We start from the raw sequence: 15,024 nt of genomic DNA, 5'->3' as shown, positions 1-15,024 counted from the left end.
TGGTCCAGCGCAAACCGGATGTGCCCAGCGTCAGTCCGGCAGCCGCTCCGCCAGGCGGCGGAGGTCGGCCTCGGCGGTCGGCTCCAGCGGCAGGTCGGGGAGGACGGCGAGCACCTCGTCGCGCTCCAGCCCCTCGGCCAGCAACGCGTCGAGCACCCGGGTCACCGCGGTGTCCGGGATGGGGCTGCCCAGGTCGGCGACCGCGGCCCGGGCCAGGAACAGCACGCCGGCCAGCGCGTCGGGCCCGGCCGGGGGCGGCGGGACGGCCTGCCGGGTGAGCGCCTCGGCCGCCCGGACCAGCGACAGCGGCACGCCCTCGGCCTCCACCACGGCCAGCGGGGTGTCGCCGATCCCGGCCAGCACCAGGTGCTCGGCGACGATCCGCAGCGGCGCCTCCCACTCCCCCGCCCGCACCACCGCGGCGGTGTCCTCGGCGTCCTCGCCCACGTCGTCGGCCAGCTCGGCCCAGGCGGCCGGGCGCGCCGCCCGCAGCCGGTCGGCGGCCAGCTCGCAGGTGGCCAGCACGAACGGCTCCAGCACCTCGACGTCGAACCGGTCGGCCAGCAGGCCGCCCTCGGCGTCGGCCATGTTCAGCGCGTCCCGGAACGTGCCGGGTGCGGCGTCGGCGAGGTCCAGCCGGCCGACCTCCTCGTCGCCCAGCAGCTGCCCGTTCTCGGCCCGCACCCCCACGGTGGTCCCGGTCGTGACCAGCCGGCCGCGGCGGTGCGTCCGGTGCGGCCGGTCGCCGGTGCCCACCGCCCAGGCGCACGCCTCGGCGATCAGCGCGGCACCCCGCTCGCGGAGCACCTCGCGGGTCAGCAGGGCCATCTCGTCGATCTCGAACACGACTCCATGGTCCCCCCGCCCGGCGCCCAGCACCCGTCGTGGGCGTGGCCGGTCAGCCCTCCAGGGCGCGGCGGAGGTCGGCGGCCTCGGTGCGGACCTGGGTCAGCACGGGGACGACGTCCACCTCGCGCACCCGGTCGCAGGTGAGCCGGTGGATGGGCACCGGCCGGTGGCCCTTCACGACCAGCCGCTCGGTGACCTCGAAGGCCCCGCGCAGCAGCCCGCCGTCCACCGACGTCGGGTCGTGCAGCTGGTCCAGCGGCGCGACCATGGTGCTCGGGAAGCCCCACTGGCGCATGGCGGCGGCGGTCAACTCGACGGCGTGCACGCCGTAGCGCTCCACCTCGGCCTCGCGGCGGTCGACGGCCGACCGGTGCGCGGCGGTCAGCTCGCCGTAGCCCTGCGGGTCGTGGTGGTGCAGCAGGGCCGCCCCCAGCTGGGCCAGCAGGCCCATGCACAGGGCGTCCGCGGCGCGGTGCCCCATCCGGGGGGCCAGCGTCGAGCAGGCCAGGGCCAGGTGGGTGCTGGTGGTCCAGTGCTCCGCGGGCAGGGTCATCTGGTCGGTGCTGGTGAGCGCCACGGTGGCCATCGACCGGACCGTGGCGAACCCGACCACCGTGACGGCGAACTGCAGCGAGGAGACCCGCCCGCGCAGCCCGTAGTAGGCCGAGTTGGCCAGCTTGAGCACGCGGCCGGTGAGGGCCGCGTCGGCGGCCAGCAGGCGGGAGAGGTCCTTCGCGCCGGCGTCGTCGGCGTGGGTGAGGGCCACGATCTGCGCGGCCACCGGGCGCTGGGCGGCCATGGTGTCGATGCTCGCCAGCACCGCGTGGGCGTCGAAGGTCGCGCCCGGGAGCAGGACGTCGTCGACGCCGTCCTCGGGCTCGGCCACCTCGTCGTCGTCCAGCACGACGTCGTCCGAGGCGACCAGGGGCGCGGTCACCGGGCACGCTCGGCGAACCAGGCGGTCGCGGCCGCCCCGGTCATCGGGCGGGCGATCCCGAAGCCCTGCAGGTGGGTCGCGCCCAGCTCGACCAGTGCCCGGACCTGTGCCACGTCCTCGACCCCCTCCGCCACGCTGTCCAGCCCGAGCCCCGCGGCCAGCGCGACGATCGCGCCGGTGATCTCCGGGTGCCCCTCGGACAGCTCGGCCACGAAGGACCGGTCGATCTTGAGCCGGTCCACCGGCAGCCGGCGCAGCTGCGCCAGCGACGAGTAGCCGGTGCCGAAGTCGTCGACGGCGATGGTGACGCCCAGCTCGCGGAGCTGGTCGAGCACGGCGCGGGCCTGGTCGGCGTTGCGCATGAGCGCGGACTCGGTGACCTCCAGGCAGATCCGCTCGGCGCCCACGCCGTGCCGGGACAGGGTGGTGGCCACCAGCGAGGGCAGGTGCTCGTCGAGCTGCAGCGCCGACACGTTGACGTTCACGGTGCGGGGCGCGGCCACCCCCAGCTCGGCGTCCCAGGCGGCGATCTGCCGGCAGGCCTCCTCCAGGACGTAGCTGCCGAGGGCGTCGACCAGCCCGCTCTCCTCGGCCAGCGGGACGAAGACGTCGGGCCCGACCGCGCCCCGGGTGGGGTGGGTCCAGCGGGCCAGGGCCTCCAGGCCGACCGGCACGAGCGTCGCGGCCGCCACCACCGGCTGGTAGGCCAGGGTCAGCTGGCCGCCGTCGATGGCCGCGCGCAGGTCGGCGACCAGCCGCAGCTTGTCGCGGGCCTCCTCGCGGGAGGCCTGGTCCAGCACGGAGACGCGGCCCTTGCCGTCGGCCTTGGCCTGGTACATGGCGATGTCGCAGTCGCGGACGAGCTCGTCGGCGGTGAGGTGGGCCGGGGTCTGCACGGTGACCCCGACGCTGACGCGCACGTTGACCCCCACCCCGCCCAGCTGCACCGGGCGGGCGAGCTCGACGGAGATCCGCCGGCCCAGCGCGACGACGTCGTCCTCGTCGACGTCCTCGCAGACCACCACGAACTCGTCGCCGCCGAAGCGCACCACGAGGTCCGTGGGCCGGACGGCGGCGCGCAGCCGCCGGGCCACCTGGACCAGGAGCTGGTCGCCGGCGGCGTGCCCGAGGGAGTCGTTGACCACCTTGAAGTCGTCGATGTCGAGGAACAGGCAGCCCAGGCCGTCCCGGGTGCCGGGCAGGAAGCGCTCGGCCACGTAGGTGGACAGCCGGGCCCGGTTGGGCAGGCCGGTGAGCGGGTCGTGGGTGGCCTGGTGGGCCAGCTGCGCCTCGAAGGCCAGCCGCTCGGTGACGTCCTCGACGGTGGCCACGAAGCCGCTGCCCAGGTCGGGGGTGTGCAGGTGGGAGAAGCGGATGAGCGTGCTGCGCTCGTCGTCCGGGCCGCACAGCAGCCGGGCCCGGATGTCCCCGGACCCGCCCTCGAGCACCTCGGCGGCGAGGCCCACGACGGCGTCGACGTCGTCGGGGTGCACGCTGGCCAGCCAGCCGGTGCCCAGCAGCTCCTCGGCCTGGCGACCGGTCAGCCGGCAGAACGCGTCGTTGACGTGCGCCAGCCGCAGGCCCTGCTCGGACAGCAGGGTCGGCATCGGCGAGCGCTGGGTCAGCGTGGTGAACCGGCGCTCGTGGGCGGCGGCGGAGTCGGCCAGCGCGCGCTCGGCGTCGCTGCGGGCGTGCTGGGCGGAGACCGTCCAGACCCCGCCCTCGGTGGACGGCGTGGTGACGACGGCCAGCTCGACCAGCGAGCCGGTGCGGTCCCGGGCCAGGAGCTCCAGGGTGACCGAGCGCTCGCGGCGCAGCAGGGCCCCGGTGCCGCCCAGCGGGGGGCGCGGGAACAGCGCCTCCACCGTGGTGCCCACCAGGTCGGCCGCGGCGTACCCGAGCAGTCGCTCCACCCCGGTGTTGGCCCAGCGGATCCGCGCGCCGTCGCCGTCGGCGGTGACGACCAGGATGGCCACGTCGACGCGGACCGACGCCGCGTGCACGACCGCCCGGCTGACCCGGGCCGAGTCCAGCGCCCCGACCCGCGCCGGGGACGTCGTCCGCGGCCCGGGCACCCCGGGTGCGGGGACGACGACGGGGAGGCTCACGGATCCGGTCTCGGCACCCCGCGGGCGCCCCTGGAGCCCGGCGGCACCGGTGTCCCCCGCCCGGGTGAGGTGGCCCGCACCGCCGGGCGCTCCTAGCGTGGCGGCATGGACCTGCAGCTGAGCGGGAAGCGGGCGCTGGTCACCGGCGCCGGGCGCGGCATCGGGAAGGCCGTCGCGGTGCGGCTGGCGCAGGAGGGGGCCCGGGTCGCGCTGCTGGCCCGGTCCCGCGAGGACCTGGAGGCGGTGGCCGCCGAGCTGCCCGGGGAGTCGCTGGTCGTGCCGGCCGACACCACCGACGACGCCGCCGTGCGGGCCGCGGTGGCCGCGGTGGTGCAGGCGTGGGGCGGGGTGGACGTCCTGGTCAACGCCGCTGCCCGGCCGGCGTCCACGGCACCGGTCCCGGCGCTGGCCGACCTGCCCGACGACGCCCTGCGCGACGAGGTCGAGACCAAGGTGCTCGGCTACCTGCGCACCGCGCGGGCCGCGGCACCGCACATGGTGGCCCAGGGCTGGGGCCGGATCGTCAACGTCAGCGGGCTCAACGCGCGGGCCACCGGCAACCTGGTCGGCACCGTCCGCAACGTCGCGGTGGCCGCGATGACGGCGAACCTGGCCGAGGAGCTGGGGCCGTCGGGGGTGAACGTGACCGTCGTGCACCCGGGCCGCACCGTCACCGAGCGCACGCCGGCCGACGTCGCCGCCGCCCCCGCCGCCACCCGGATCGGCCGGCTGGTCACGGCCGCGGAGGTCGCCGACGTGGTGGCGTTCCTCTGCTCCCCGCGCAGCGTGGCCATCACCGGCGACGCGGTGGCGGTGGGCGGCGGCACGCCCGGGGTGGCCGTGTACTGATCCCCGGTTACCGGTCAGTAGTAGGTATGGGATCGTCGGGGCCACGGCTGGCACGGTCGCCGCCGGAGGAGAGAGGGTCGTCCATGCAGTTGCACCTGTCGCCCGAGGACCAGGCGTTCCGGGACGAGATGCGCACGTTCTTCACCACGCAGGTCCCGCAGTCCATCCGGGACGACGTCGCCGCCCACCGCGACGTCACCAAGGAGCAGTACGTCGAGGTGCAGCAGATCCTCAACGCTGCCGGCCTCGCCGTCCCGCACTGGCCCGCCGAGTGGGGTGGCCGGGACTGGACGCCGCTGCAGCGCCACATCTGGCGCGAGGAGATGCAGCTGGCCGCCGTCCCCGAGCCCCTGGCGTTCAACGCCTCCATGATCGGGCCGGTCATCGCCGCCTTCGGCAACCAGGAGCAGAAGGAGCGGTTCCTGCCCGAGACCGCCAACCTCGACATCTGGTGGTGCCAGGGCTTCTCCGAGCCCGACGCCGGCTCGGACCTGGCCAGCCTGCGCACCGCCGCCGTCCGCGACGGCGAGGACTGGGTGGTCAACGGCCAGAAGACCTGGACCACGCTGGGCCAGCACGCCGACTGGATCTTCTGCCTCTGCCGCACCGACCCGGGTGCCGAGAAGAAGCAGCGGGGCATCTCGCTGCTGGTCTTCCCCATGGACACCCCCGGGGTGACCTTGCGCCCGATCGAGCTGCTGGACGGCGGCTTCGAGGTCAACGAGGTCTTCTTCGAGGACGTCCGGGTGCCCGCGGAGAACCTGATCGGCGAGGAGAACCGCGGCTGGGACTACGCCAAGTTCCTGCTCGGCAACGAGCGCGTCGGCATCGCCCGGGTCGGTGCGACCAAGCGGATGCTGGTCGACGCCAAGGCCCACGCCACGCAGATCACCTCCGGTGGCCGCCCGCTGATCGAGGACCCCTCGATGCGCGCCCGCATCGCCGAGCTCGAGACCGAGCTGCTGGCCCTGGAGCTCACCGCCCTGCGGGTGGTGTCCAACTCCAGCGACGGCAAGCCGAACCCGGCGTCGTCGGTGCTGAAGCTGCGCGGCTCGGAGCTGCAGCAGGCCGCGACCGAGCTGATCGTCGACATCGCCGGCCCGCTGTCGCTGGCGTCGTTCGCCGACGACGAGGCCACCGACGTCCCCGAGTGGGCGCGGTCGGCCACCCCGGAGTTCCTCAACTACCGGAAGGTCTCCATCTACGGAGGCTCCAACGAGGTGCAGCGCACCATCATCGCCGGCACGATCCTGGGGTTGTGATCTGACATGGACTTCACCTTCGACACCGAGCAGCACGCCCTCCGCGAGGCCGTCGCCGGGCTGCTGCAGCGGGCCTACGACCCGGAGAAGCGCCGGGCCGTGACCAAGGACGAGCCGGGCTTCGACGAGAAGACCTGGTCCCAGCTGGCCGAGATGGGCGTGCTGGGTCTGCCCTTCGCCGAGGAGGACGGCGGCATGGGCGCCGGCCAGGCCGAGGTGGCCCTGGTGGCCACCGAGATCGGCAAGGTGCTCGCCCCCGAGCCGTTCGTCGAGTCCGTCGTGCTGGCCGGTGGCCTCGTCGCCGCCGTCGGCACCGCGGAGCAGCGCGCCGAGCTGCTCGGCCCGCTGGCCGAGGGCGCCTCGCTGGTGGTCTTCGCCCACGCCGAGCCGGGCAGCCGCTGGACCCCCACCGCCACCGGCGTCACCGCCGCCCAGGGCGCCGACGGCTGGACCCTCACCGGGGTCAAGGAGCCGGTGCCCTCGGGTGCCCGCGCCGACGTCCTCGTGGTGTCCGCGGCGGTCGAGGGCGGGACGGCGCTGTTCGTCGTCCGCGCCGACGCCGCCGGGCTGACCCGCACGGGCTACCGCACCCACGACGGCACCCGGGCCGCCCGGGTGACCCTCGACGGCACCCCCGCGGAGCTGCTCGGCGAGGGCACGGCCGACCGCACCGCCGACGTCGAGCTGGCCCTCGCCCGGGCCACCGTGGCCTACGCGCACGAGGCGGTCGGTGCGATGCAGACCGCGCTGACCACCACCAGCGAGTACCTCAAGACGCGCAAGCAGTTCGGCGTCCCGCTGAGCAAGTTCCAGGCGCTCACCTTCCGCGCCGCGGACATGTACGTGTCCCTGGAGCTGGTCCGCAGCATCGCGCTGTGGGCGACGATGGTGCTCGACGCCGAGGGGTCCTCCCCCGAGGCCGTGCTCGCCGCCGCCGACCGGGCCCGGCTGCAGACGTCGAAGGCCGGCCGGCACATCGGCAAGGAGGCCATCCAGCTGCACGGCGGGATCGGCGTCACCGCCGAGTACTCCGTGGGGCACTACACCTCGCGGCTGACCGCCATCGACCACCTGCTCGGCGACGGCGCCTGGGCGACCGGCCGGCTGGCGGAGCGGATCGACGCGGGGACCGTCGAAGCCCTGCCGTAACCCCTGCTGCACGAGCAAGGGAGCCCTTGCGCAACGTCCTCGACGGATCCGTTGCGCAAGGGCTCCCTTGCTGGGCGGTACGGTGACGTGCTCAGGCCTGCTTGATGATCGAGACGTCGAACTCGAGCTGGACCTTGTCGCTGACCAGGACGCCGCCGGTCTCCAGCGCGGCGTTCCAGACCAGGCCCCACTCGCTGCGCTTGAGCGCCAGGGCGCCCTCGAAGCCGACCCGGGTGTTGCCGAAGGGGTCCAGCGCGCTGCCGGTGAGCGTGAAGTCCACGGCCACCGAGCGGGTCTGGCCCTTGATCGTCACGTCGCCGGTGACGGTGTACTCGTCGTCGTCGGTCTGCTCGACCCCGGTGGACACGAAGGTGATCTCGGGGAACTGCTCGACGTCGAGGAAGTCCGCCGACCGCAGGTGGGCGTCCCGGTCGGCCTGACCGGTGTCCAGGCTGCCGGCGTCGATCCGCAGCTCGACCCGGCTGGCCGTGGGGTCGGCGGTGTCCAGGTGCGCGCTGCCCTCGAACTCGGTGAAGGTGCCGCGCACCGTGGTCACCATCGCGTGCCGGGCCCGGAAGCCGATCCGGGTGTGCGCGAGGTCAACGGCGTACTCGCCGGACACGTCGGCCAGCGCCGTGGTGGCGTCGTCGAAATCGGTCTCGCCGGTCTGGCTGGCGCGGTGCTTGGCCACGGTGGACCGTCCTCCCAGGGGGTTGCAAACCCTGCAAGTCTGACGGGTGCACCTCGGTCGTGCACAGCCGGGGCCCGCGCGACCCCTGGTCAGCCGTCCGTCAGGCGCCGGCGAACAGCTCCACGGCGGCCCGCGAGAAGGCCGGGACGTCGTCGGGGTTCCGGCTGGTGACCAGGTTGCCGTCCCGGCAGACCTCCTCGTCGACCACCGTCGCGCCGCCCCGGCGGAGGTCGCCGCGGATGCTCGGGTAGGAGGTCAGCGTGCGGCCCTCCAGCACCCCGGCCTCCAGCAGCGTCCAGGGCGCGTGGCAGATCGCGGCCACCGGCTTGCCGGCGTCGAAGAACGCCGAGACGAAGGCCAGCGCGCCCTGGTCCTGCCGCAGGGTGTCGGGGTTGACCGCGCCGCCGGGCAGCAGCAGCCCGTCGTAGTCGGCCGCGGACACGTCGGCCACCAGGTGGTCGACCTGGTAGGTCGCCCCGGGGTGGATGTCGCCGTCCACGCCCTGCACGCGGCCGTCCTCGACCCCGTCGGGCACCGACAGCAGGTGCACGGTCGCCCCGGCGGCCTCGACGGCCTTGCGGGGCTCCTCGAGCTCGATCGACTCGACGCCCTTGGCGGCGAGCAGCGCGATGGTCTTGCCGGTGAGTTCAGCCATGGGGACCCGGTTCCCCGAGCCCCCGGGGGCGGAAACTCAGTACCAGCCGACGGCCTCCGACTGCGCCCAGCCGCCGCACGGCGAGCCGTAGCGCTCCTCCAGGTAGATCAGCCCGGCGTCGATCTGCCGGAACCCGTTGGAGGTCTTGGCGATCCCGGTGCCGGCCCAGGTGGAGTTCAGGAACTGCGGGATGCCGTAGGCGGTGGAGGTGGGGTTCTGCGCGTCGGGGTTCCAGCCCGACTCCCGGCCCCACAGGTTCTGCAGGCAGGAGAACTGGCTCGCGTCGCCGTCCAGCTGGGCGAGGGCGTAGTCGTGGAAGTCCGACGTGGTGGCGTTCTCCGCGGCGGCCTCGGCGTCGGCGGCGGCCTGCGCCTGGGCGGCGGCCGCGGCCTCGGCGGCGGCCTGCGCGGCCGCGGCGGCCTGCGCGTCGGCGGCGGCCTGGTCGGCGGCGGCCTGCACCTGGGCGGCGGTGGCCTCGTCGGTCTCGCGCTGCGCGCGGCTGGCGGCCAGCTCCTGCAGGTGCCCGGACAGCTCGGTGGCCGCCTCGGTGCTGTCGGCCGGTGCGGTGATGCCCAGCTGCTGGGCCACGCTGACGGCCTGCGCGGCGGGCTCGGTCGTGGTGTCGGCCTCGGCGGCGGGTCCACCGCCCACCAGGACGTTGACCAGGACGGCGCCGGCGGCGGCCGCGGCCAGGTACACCGCCGGACGGCGGACCGGGGCCAGGCGGTGGCGTCCGCGGGCGACGGCGGCGACCGTCTCCTCGGCGGAGCGGACCACCTCGAACTCGGCGGTGATGGTGCCGACGCGGAGGAGGGGCTGCTGGCCGTCGCGGCCGGCGGGTCGTGCGGAATGGCGTGCGCTCATGCGGGCGGGGCTGGTCCTCGTCTTCCGGGTGCACGGACCACGTCGGTCGGTGCTGCCGCCTACCGGGTTAGCTGACGGATTCGGGCAGGAAGACGCCCTACCGCTCGGCCCGCGGGAGCGGGTCGGGCGGATTCACCCCAGTGCTGCGGTGGGTCCCCGATTCACCTGGTGCCGTGGGCTGCGCTGCCCCGACGGTGACTCAGCGGCGTCCGGTGCGGTCTCCCGGGGAGGGAGGTGCGGCCGACCGGACAAGCCCACGTTACGAGTCCGTGACAGAAGAACACAAGCGGCGGGGTCGAGTTCCACAGGTGTTGTTCGGCTCAGGGCAGTCGCCACACCGTGGTGCGGCGCGCGACGTCCACCCCGGAGTCGGGGACGTCGTACCCGGCGACCTCCCGCAACCCGTCGGGCAGCTGGGACCGGCCGGGGTCGCCGACCAGGACGGCGGCCCCCCGCGCCCAGGCGGTGAACAGCCACGGCCGGACCCGGTCGGCCATCCGCAGGTCGTAGAACACATCGCCGGCCAGCACCACGTCCACCTCCGGCAGGTCGTCGTCCAGCACGTCGCCCACCGGCTCGACCACCGCGACGCCGTTGGCGGCTGCGTTGAGCGGCATCACCGCCAGCGCGTACGGGTCCACGTCGCTGGCCAGCACCCGCTCCGCACCGGCCAGGGCGGCCGCGATCGCGACCAGGCCGCTGCCGGCGCCCAGGTCCAGCACCGTGCGCCCGGCGACCAGCCCGGGGGTGTCCAGCACGTACCGGGCCAGCCCCTGCCCGCCGACCCAGGCGGCCGCCCAGAACGGCGAGGCCTCCCCCGGGCCCGGGACGCCGTCCACCCGGCCCTGGTCCTCCATGGCCTGCCACAGGACGGCGACGTCGTCGGCCAGGTGCAGCGCCACCTCGGGCACCAGCGGCGGGCGCACCAGCCGGGTGTGCCGCGCGAAGAACCCGGCGGGCACGCTCACCGGCGCCGCATGCGGCTGGCCATCGCGGTGTACAGCGGGGTGAGGACGACGCCGTCCCCGGCCAGGCGGTCGCGCAGCCGCCGGCGGTGGGTGAGCACCCCGGCCAGCCCGATCGCCCAGAACAGGTACTGGACGGCGAAGGCGGCCTTGAACGAGCCCAGGTCGTAGTCGGTGGAGGCGCCCGGGGTGAGCGCGTCGAGCACCGCCCCGACGGCCAGGACGGTCAGCAGCGAGGCGACGAACCCGCCGATGTTCACCACACCGGTGGCGCTGCCCAGCCGGTGCACCGGGTTCCAGGTGCGGGCGTAGTCGAAGCCGATCATCGAGCCCGGCCCGTTGGTGGCCAGCACGACGACCAGCACCACGAGCAGCCAGAGCGGGGCCCGGCCCGGCCACAGCAGGACGACGGTCCAGGCGGTGATGGTGGCCCCGGAGATGCCGAACACCAGGGCCGACCGGCGCAGCGGCCAGCGCCCGCACAGGGCGCCCAGCAGCGGGCCGACGCCCATGCCCACCACGACCAGCAGGGTGAGCAGCCCGGCCGCGGTGCCGGCGGACAGCCCCTGGCCCAGCACCAGGAACGGGTAGCCCCACAGCAGCGCGAACACGGTGCCGGAGAACTGGGTGACCAGGTGGGTGTACAGCCCGATCCGGGTGCCCGACTCGTGCCAGGCGCCGGCCACGTTCTCCCGGATCTCGGCCCAGCCGGCCACCGGCGCCACCGGGGTGCCGGGCGGGGCGTCCTTGAGCGCGGCGACCACCAGGACGACGACCAGCACCCCCAGCGCCGCGGCGCCGGTGAAGGTCGCCGTCCAGGAGGTGTGGTGCAGGGCGAGGACCAGCGGGTAGGCCGCCGCGATCTGGCCCACCTGGCCGAGGATGCCGGTGAGCTGGGTGATCACCGGGACGGTGGGCCCGGAGAACCACAGCGTGACCACCCGCAGCACGCTGATGAACGTCATCGCGTCCCCGGCCCCCACCAGCACCCGGGCGGCGATCGCGGTCGGCACGTCGGTGGCGTGGGCCAGCAGCAGCTGCCCGGCGGCCATGGTCAGCGCTCCGGCGGCGACCATCGTGCGGGAGCCGAAGCGGTCCAGGGCGATGCCGACCGGCACCTGCAACCCGGCGTAGACGGCCAGCTGCAGGACCAGGAACAGGCTGACCGCGGACGCCCCGGCGGAGAACCGCTCCTGGGCGTCGACGGCGGCCACGCCCAGCGAGGCGCGCTGGAAGACCGCGACCGCGTAGGCGAGCAGCCCGACCACCCAGACGACGTAGGCGCGGCGGGAGTTCACGCCTCACGATGACACCACTCGTCGACACGGCATTCCCGCCCCGGCAGGATCGACCCGGTGCGGGAGGAACTGGGACGGGTCAGCGGGCCGCACGGCGAGGTCGCGCTGTGGCGCCGGACCGACGACGACGGCGCGGTCGTGACCGAGCTCGTGGTGGACGGCGTGTTCGCGATGGACGACGTGGACACCTCCACCGAGCGCGCGCTGGCCACCGAGGCGCTGGCCCGGGTGGACGGCGCCGAGCTGGCCGTGCTGGTCGGCGGGCTCGGCCTGGGCTGGACCACCGCGGCGGTGCTGCGCTCCCCCGGGGTGGCCGAGGTGGTCGTGGTGGAGCTCGAGGACGCCCTGCTGGGCTGGGCCGCCGACGGGCTGCTGCCGGGGCTGCGGAGCACCGCGGACCCCCGGCTGGACCTGGTGGCCGGCGACGTCGCCTGCGCGTTCACCCCGGGCCGGTACGACGTCGTCCTGCTCGACGTGGACAACGGACCCGAGTTCCTGGTGCACGGCTCGAACGCCGGCCTCTACGGGACGGCCGGGCTGACCCGGGCGCTGGCCGCCCTGCGCCCGGGCGGGGTGCTGGCCATCTGGTCGGCCGACCCGGCCCCGGCGCTGCTCGAGCGGCTGGCCGACACCCCGGGCACCCGGGACGTCGAGCAGCTGGTGCTCCCCGTCGAGCGCGAGGGCCGGGTGTTCGAGTACGCGATCCTGCTGGCCCGCTGCGGCTAGGTGTTCTGCTGTCCCGTGGGGCAGCTGCACCCCGGGTTGGTCAGCACACCGCGGGCGACCTGGTCGGCGCTGGCCGCGCAGTACCGGGCGGAGATGCGGTCGTGGGCCGACAGCGGGTGCGGGCACACCGGGCAGAGCGCCTGGCCCGGGTCCTCGGCGTGGGTGGCGGTGGGGGTGTTGCTGGGGGTGTCGGTCGTGGTCGGGAGGGTGCTCAACGCGGACGACCTGACTGCGCCGGACGACGGCGCGGTGGGGAGTGCACCCCGATCTGGGAGCTCCCACGCTACGCGACGCAGAGAACTGCGTAAACGGTGTTTGCTGGTGGCGCTGGGCGGACATCAGGTCGGCATGACCTCTCCGAGCGACACCACCGAGACCCGCACCTTCGCCGACCTGGGCAAGGAGATGTGGTCCTACCTCACCGGCAAGGGTGCGGCCATCAACTACGAGTTCGTCGACATGACCGTCGAGGTGCCCCGCGAGATCGGCGCCGACGCGCCCCGCGCGACCTGGAAGCTCAACGGCACCCTGCGCATCACCACCGCCGAGGGCGTCTCCCAGGGATGACCACCGGCCCGCTCGCCGTCCGGGCCGACCTCACCCTGGAGTCGGGCGGGCTCACCGCCCGGCTGACCGGCGACGGCACCCGCCTGGTGCTCGACGCGTCGGACCCGGTGGCCCTGTGGCGGGCGGCGGCCGGGATCCCCTGTCCGGCCGGCGTCACCGTGCGCCGCGGTCCCGGAGCCCTCGGCGAGCTCGCCGGGGTGCTCGCCGCGCAGGGGCTGCACCTGGACGTCACCGGTCCGCGCGGCCGGATCGCCGAGCTCGGGGCCGGCGTCTCTTCCCCGACCGGGCGGGTGCTCACCGGGTCCCCCGCCGTCCGGCCGGGGTCCGTGCGCACCGTGGCGGCGACCGTCTCCACCGGGCTGCGGCTGCGCCCCGGCCTGCTGCTCGGCGCCGCGGCCGCCGTCCTGCTCCTCCGCCGGCTGGTCCGGTCCCGCTAGTCCCCCGCCGACACCGTGGCGGCCCAGTCCCGGGCCGCCACGGTGAGGGCGTCCACGTCGACGTCCAGCGGCACCCCGCCGCCCAGCCGCGACCCGGTCGCCGGGTCGGTCCAGGCCGCCGGCCCGGACAGGTGCACCCGCAGCAGCCGGCGGTCCTCCCGGGCGGCGTCCAGCACCCAGGACAGCGACGGGTCGGTGAAGACCAGCCCCTCCCCCAGCACGCCGTCGGGCCGGTCGGCCACGGCGTGCAGCCAGCCGGCCAGCCGGTGGCCGTCCCACGGGGTCAGGCAGGGCTCGCGGAACACCCACTGCCGGCCGTCGGCGGTGCGCACCTCGCCGCGCACGAGCAGCAGGGTCTGCGTCCAGTCCGGCCGGTCCAGCTCGACCGCCCGGACCTCGAGGGTCTGCCGGCGGAGCACGCGCAGGTCCAGCACCGCGCCGTCCACCGACTCCAGCCTCATGCCGGCGGCCGGTCCAGCAGGGCGGCCATCTCGTCGAGGCCGAAGAAGGCCGCGGTGGCCCGGGCGTCGGGTGACCCGTCCGCGGGGTCCGCACCGGCGGCCAGCAGCGCGGTCACCGACGGCACCGACCGGCGGAACACCGCGGCGGCGAGCGCCGTCTGGCCCCGGTCGTTGACCCGGCCGTGGTCTGCGCCGCGGTCGAGCAGGGCGGCCACCGTGCCCGGGTGGTCGTGGTAGGCGGCCAGCACCAACAGCGTGTCGCCCTTGCCGTTGGTCAGGTTGGCCGGGACCCCGGCGTCCAGGCAGGCGAGCAGCTCGTCGGTGCCGCCGCTGCGGGCCAGGTCGAAGACGTGCTCGGCGAGCGCGACGACGTCGGGGTCCACCGGGGAGGTCACCGGCCGAGCCTAGGCACCGGTGGTCCAGTGCGCGGGTCGGGCGACCCCGTCGTCGAGCCGGGTGGCCGCGTCGCCCCGGGCGGCCTCCAGCTGCGCCGGGGTGACGAACAGCGAGCGCCGCAGGTCCGCGCCCTCCAGCCGGGCCCCGCGGGTGTCGGCACCGGTCAGGTCGGCCAGCCCCAGGTCGGCCCGGCGCAGGTCGGCACCGAGCAGGACCGCCCCGCGCAGCACGGCACCGCGCAGGTCGGCACCCCGCAGGTCCGCGCCGACCAGGTCGGCGCCGCGCAGGTCCCGGGGACGGCGGACCGACCGGCGGGCGTGCGCCCCGGCCCGGGTCAGCGGCCCGTTCACCCTGCCCCGGACGGCGTCGACGTCGGTGCCGCGCAGCTCGGCGGCCGACCGGGCCACCCGGGTGGCCAGGTCCTCCTCCGCCGCGGCCAGCTCGGCGGCGAGCCCGGCGGGCAGCTCGAGCGCGCGGGCGGCCCGGACCAGCCAGCGCAGCTCCTGCAGCGCCCGCACGACCGGGAACACCGTCGACACCTGGTGCAGGGCCGTGCGGTCGCGCCGGTCCAGGCCCGGGAACACCGCGCCGGTGACGTGCTGGCCGGCCCCGAAGCAGTCGTAGACCACGCAGCCGGGGAACCCCAGCGGGCGCAGCCGGTCGTGCACCCCGCAGCGGTCGTCGGCGGTCAGGTTCGGGCACGGCGTCCCGGCCGGCTTGTCCAGGGCGAAGTCCGCACCGCGGGAGAACGCCGGCACGACGCAGCACAGCGCCGCGCAGCGCGTGCAGTCGGCCTGCAGGTGGTCGGGC

At 75.4% G+C, this 15,024-nt stretch carries 18 protein-coding genes and 1 riboswitch; of the genes, 6 read left to right on the top strand and 12 right to left on the bottom strand.

What is annotated here, in order from left to right; genetic code table 11:
* Positions 1–30 precede the first annotated feature (30 nt).
* Genes LFA75_RS20845 through LFA75_RS20835 form a run of 3 tightly spaced genes read right to left on the bottom strand, consistent with a single transcriptional unit; the run spans position 31 to position 3,894 of the window.
* Complete coding sequence (locus LFA75_RS20845) at positions 31–846, bottom strand: hypothetical protein (RefSeq protein ID WP_225235505.1); 816 nt, start codon at positions 844–846, stop codon at positions 31–33.
* Positions 847–898: 52 nt separating this feature from the next.
* On the bottom strand, positions 899–1,786 hold the full coding sequence (locus tag LFA75_RS20840) for an HDOD domain-containing protein (protein ID WP_225235504.1): 888 nt from the start codon (positions 1,784–1,786) through the stop codon (positions 899–901).
* A complete protein-coding gene (locus tag LFA75_RS20835) occupies positions 1,783–3,894 on the bottom strand; it encodes a putative bifunctional diguanylate cyclase/phosphodiesterase (protein WP_225235503.1) in 2,112 nt (703 codons plus the stop codon). Before LFA75_RS20835 ends, LFA75_RS20840 begins: the two co-directional genes overlap by 4 nt.
* A gap of 105 nt (positions 3,895–3,999) precedes the next feature.
* Between LFA75_RS20835 and LFA75_RS20830 the strand changes: the two genes are divergently transcribed.
* The 3 genes from LFA75_RS20830 (at position 4,000) to LFA75_RS20820 (ending at position 7,154) form a co-directional block, all read left to right on the top strand.
* Positions 4,000–4,743 (top strand): SDR family NAD(P)-dependent oxidoreductase, encoded by a 744-nt coding sequence (locus LFA75_RS20830; protein ID WP_225235502.1) that lies wholly within the window; start codon positions 4,000–4,002, stop codon positions 4,741–4,743.
* An 83-nt stretch (positions 4,744–4,826) separates the two neighbouring features.
* Positions 4,827–6,005, top strand: a complete 1,179-nt coding sequence (locus LFA75_RS20825; RefSeq protein WP_225235501.1) for an acyl-CoA dehydrogenase family protein — start codon at positions 4,827–4,829, stop codon at positions 6,003–6,005.
* 6 nt (positions 6,006–6,011) lie between these two features.
* The gene (locus tag LFA75_RS20820) at positions 6,012–7,154 is read left to right on the top strand and encodes an acyl-CoA dehydrogenase family protein (RefSeq protein ID WP_225235500.1); all 1,143 of its coding nucleotides are present in this window, start codon (positions 6,012–6,014) and stop codon (positions 7,152–7,154) included.
* A gap of 91 nt (positions 7,155–7,245) precedes the next feature.
* On the opposite strand, the gene LFA75_RS20815 is transcribed toward LFA75_RS20820, so the two are convergent.
* The 5 genes from LFA75_RS20815 to LFA75_RS20795 all read right to left on the bottom strand — a co-directional run bounded on the left by LFA75_RS20815 (position 7,246) and on the right by LFA75_RS20795 (position 11,627).
* Positions 7,246–7,845 (bottom strand): YceI family protein, encoded by a 600-nt coding sequence (locus LFA75_RS20815; protein ID WP_225235499.1) that lies wholly within the window; start codon positions 7,843–7,845, stop codon positions 7,246–7,248.
* A gap of 100 nt (positions 7,846–7,945) precedes the next feature.
* The gene (locus LFA75_RS20810) at positions 7,946–8,500 is read right to left on the bottom strand and encodes a type 1 glutamine amidotransferase domain-containing protein (RefSeq protein ID WP_225235498.1); all 555 of its coding nucleotides are present in this window, start codon (positions 8,498–8,500) and stop codon (positions 7,946–7,948) included.
* 36 nt (positions 8,501–8,536) lie between these two features.
* On the bottom strand, positions 8,537–9,364 hold the full coding sequence (locus tag LFA75_RS23910; protein WP_263639398.1) for an aggregation-promoting factor C-terminal-like domain-containing protein: 828 nt from the start codon (positions 9,362–9,364) through the stop codon (positions 8,537–8,539).
* Positions 9,365–9,422: 58 nt separating this feature from the next.
* Positions 9,423–9,541: riboswitch (cyclic di-AMP (ydaO/yuaA leader) on the bottom strand.
* Positions 9,542–9,684: 143 nt separating this feature from the next.
* Positions 9,685–10,332 (bottom strand): class I SAM-dependent methyltransferase, encoded by a 648-nt coding sequence (locus tag LFA75_RS20800; RefSeq protein ID WP_225235497.1) that lies wholly within the window; start codon positions 10,330–10,332, stop codon positions 9,685–9,687.
* Positions 10,329–11,627 carry an MFS transporter gene (locus LFA75_RS20795; RefSeq protein WP_225235496.1) on the bottom strand — a complete coding sequence of 433 codons (1,299 nt, stop codon included), beginning with the start codon at positions 11,625–11,627 and terminating at the stop codon, positions 10,329–10,331. The genes LFA75_RS20800 and LFA75_RS20795 overlap by 4 nt, the downstream gene beginning before the upstream one ends.
* A gap of 57 nt (positions 11,628–11,684) precedes the next feature.
* Here LFA75_RS20795 and LFA75_RS20790 point away from each other — a divergent pair, with 57 nt between their 5' ends.
* Entirely contained in the window at positions 11,685–12,353 is a 669-nt protein-coding gene (locus tag LFA75_RS20790) for a polyamine aminopropyltransferase (protein ID WP_225235495.1), read from the top strand.
* Here the strand turns inward: LFA75_RS20790 and LFA75_RS20785 are convergent.
* Positions 12,350–12,568 carry an RGCVC family protein gene (locus tag LFA75_RS20785; RefSeq protein WP_225235494.1) on the bottom strand — a complete coding sequence of 73 codons (219 nt, stop codon included), beginning with the start codon at positions 12,566–12,568 and terminating at the stop codon, positions 12,350–12,352. The genes LFA75_RS20790 and LFA75_RS20785 overlap by 4 nt on opposite strands.
* Before the next feature lie 133 nt (positions 12,569–12,701).
* On the opposite strand from LFA75_RS20785, the gene LFA75_RS20780 reads away from it, so the two are divergent.
* Entirely contained in the window at positions 12,702–12,920 is a 219-nt protein-coding gene (locus LFA75_RS20780) for a hypothetical protein (protein WP_225235493.1), read from the top strand.
* A complete protein-coding gene (locus LFA75_RS20775) occupies positions 12,917–13,357 on the top strand; it encodes a hypothetical protein (protein ID WP_225235492.1) in 441 nt (146 codons plus the stop codon). Before LFA75_RS20780 ends, LFA75_RS20775 begins: the two co-directional genes overlap by 4 nt.
* Here the strand turns inward: LFA75_RS20775 and LFA75_RS20770 are convergent.
* The 3 genes from LFA75_RS20770 to LFA75_RS20760 are packed head-to-tail and all read right to left on the bottom strand — an operon-like array spanning position 13,354 to position 14,972.
* A complete protein-coding gene (locus tag LFA75_RS20770; protein ID WP_225235491.1) occupies positions 13,354–13,818 on the bottom strand; it encodes a WapI family immunity protein in 465 nt (154 codons plus the stop codon). The genes LFA75_RS20775 and LFA75_RS20770 overlap by 4 nt on opposite strands.
* Positions 13,815–14,213 (bottom strand): ankyrin repeat domain-containing protein, encoded by a 399-nt coding sequence (locus tag LFA75_RS20765; RefSeq protein WP_225235490.1) that lies wholly within the window; start codon positions 14,211–14,213, stop codon positions 13,815–13,817. The genes LFA75_RS20770 and LFA75_RS20765 overlap by 4 nt, the downstream gene beginning before the upstream one ends.
* A gap of 9 nt (positions 14,214–14,222) precedes the next feature.
* Complete coding sequence (locus LFA75_RS20760) at positions 14,223–14,972, bottom strand: pentapeptide repeat-containing protein (RefSeq protein WP_225235489.1); 750 nt, start codon at positions 14,970–14,972, stop codon at positions 14,223–14,225.
* Positions 14,973–15,024: the final 52 nt, after the last annotated feature.

This window comes from Klenkia terrae, assembly GCF_900491935.1.
Lineage (GTDB): Bacteria > Actinomycetota > Actinomycetes > Mycobacteriales > Geodermatophilaceae > Klenkia > Klenkia terrae.
The sequence above is the reverse complement of the archived record's forward strand: the minus strand, read 5'-3'. Positions and strand labels throughout refer to the sequence as shown.

Excerpts from the sequence above, each read along its gene's own strand:
- LFA75_RS20830 (WP_225235502.1), top strand. The coding sequence starts at position 4,000 with ATGGACCTGCAGCTGAGCGGGAAGCGGGCGCTGGTCACCGGCGCCGGG.
- LFA75_RS20825 (WP_225235501.1), top strand. The coding sequence starts at position 4,827 with ATGCAGTTGCACCTGTCGCCCGAGGACCAGGCGTTCCGGGACGAGATG.
- LFA75_RS20820 (WP_225235500.1), top strand. The coding sequence starts at position 6,012 with ATGGACTTCACCTTCGACACCGAGCAGCACGCCCTCCGCGAGGCCGTC.
- LFA75_RS20810 (WP_225235498.1), bottom strand. The coding sequence starts at position 8,500 with ATGGCTGAACTCACCGGCAAGACCATCGCGCTGCTCGCCGCCAAGGGC.
- LFA75_RS23910 (WP_263639398.1), bottom strand. The coding sequence starts at position 9,364 with ATGAGCGCACGCCATTCCGCACGACCCGCCGGCCGCGACGGCCAGCAG.
- LFA75_RS20780 (WP_225235493.1), top strand. The coding sequence starts at position 12,702 with ATGACCTCTCCGAGCGACACCACCGAGACCCGCACCTTCGCCGACCTG.
- LFA75_RS20775 (WP_225235492.1), top strand. The coding sequence starts at position 12,917 with ATGACCACCGGCCCGCTCGCCGTCCGGGCCGACCTCACCCTGGAGTCG.
- LFA75_RS20770 (WP_225235491.1), bottom strand. The coding sequence starts at position 13,818 with ATGAGGCTGGAGTCGGTGGACGGCGCGGTGCTGGACCTGCGCGTGCTC.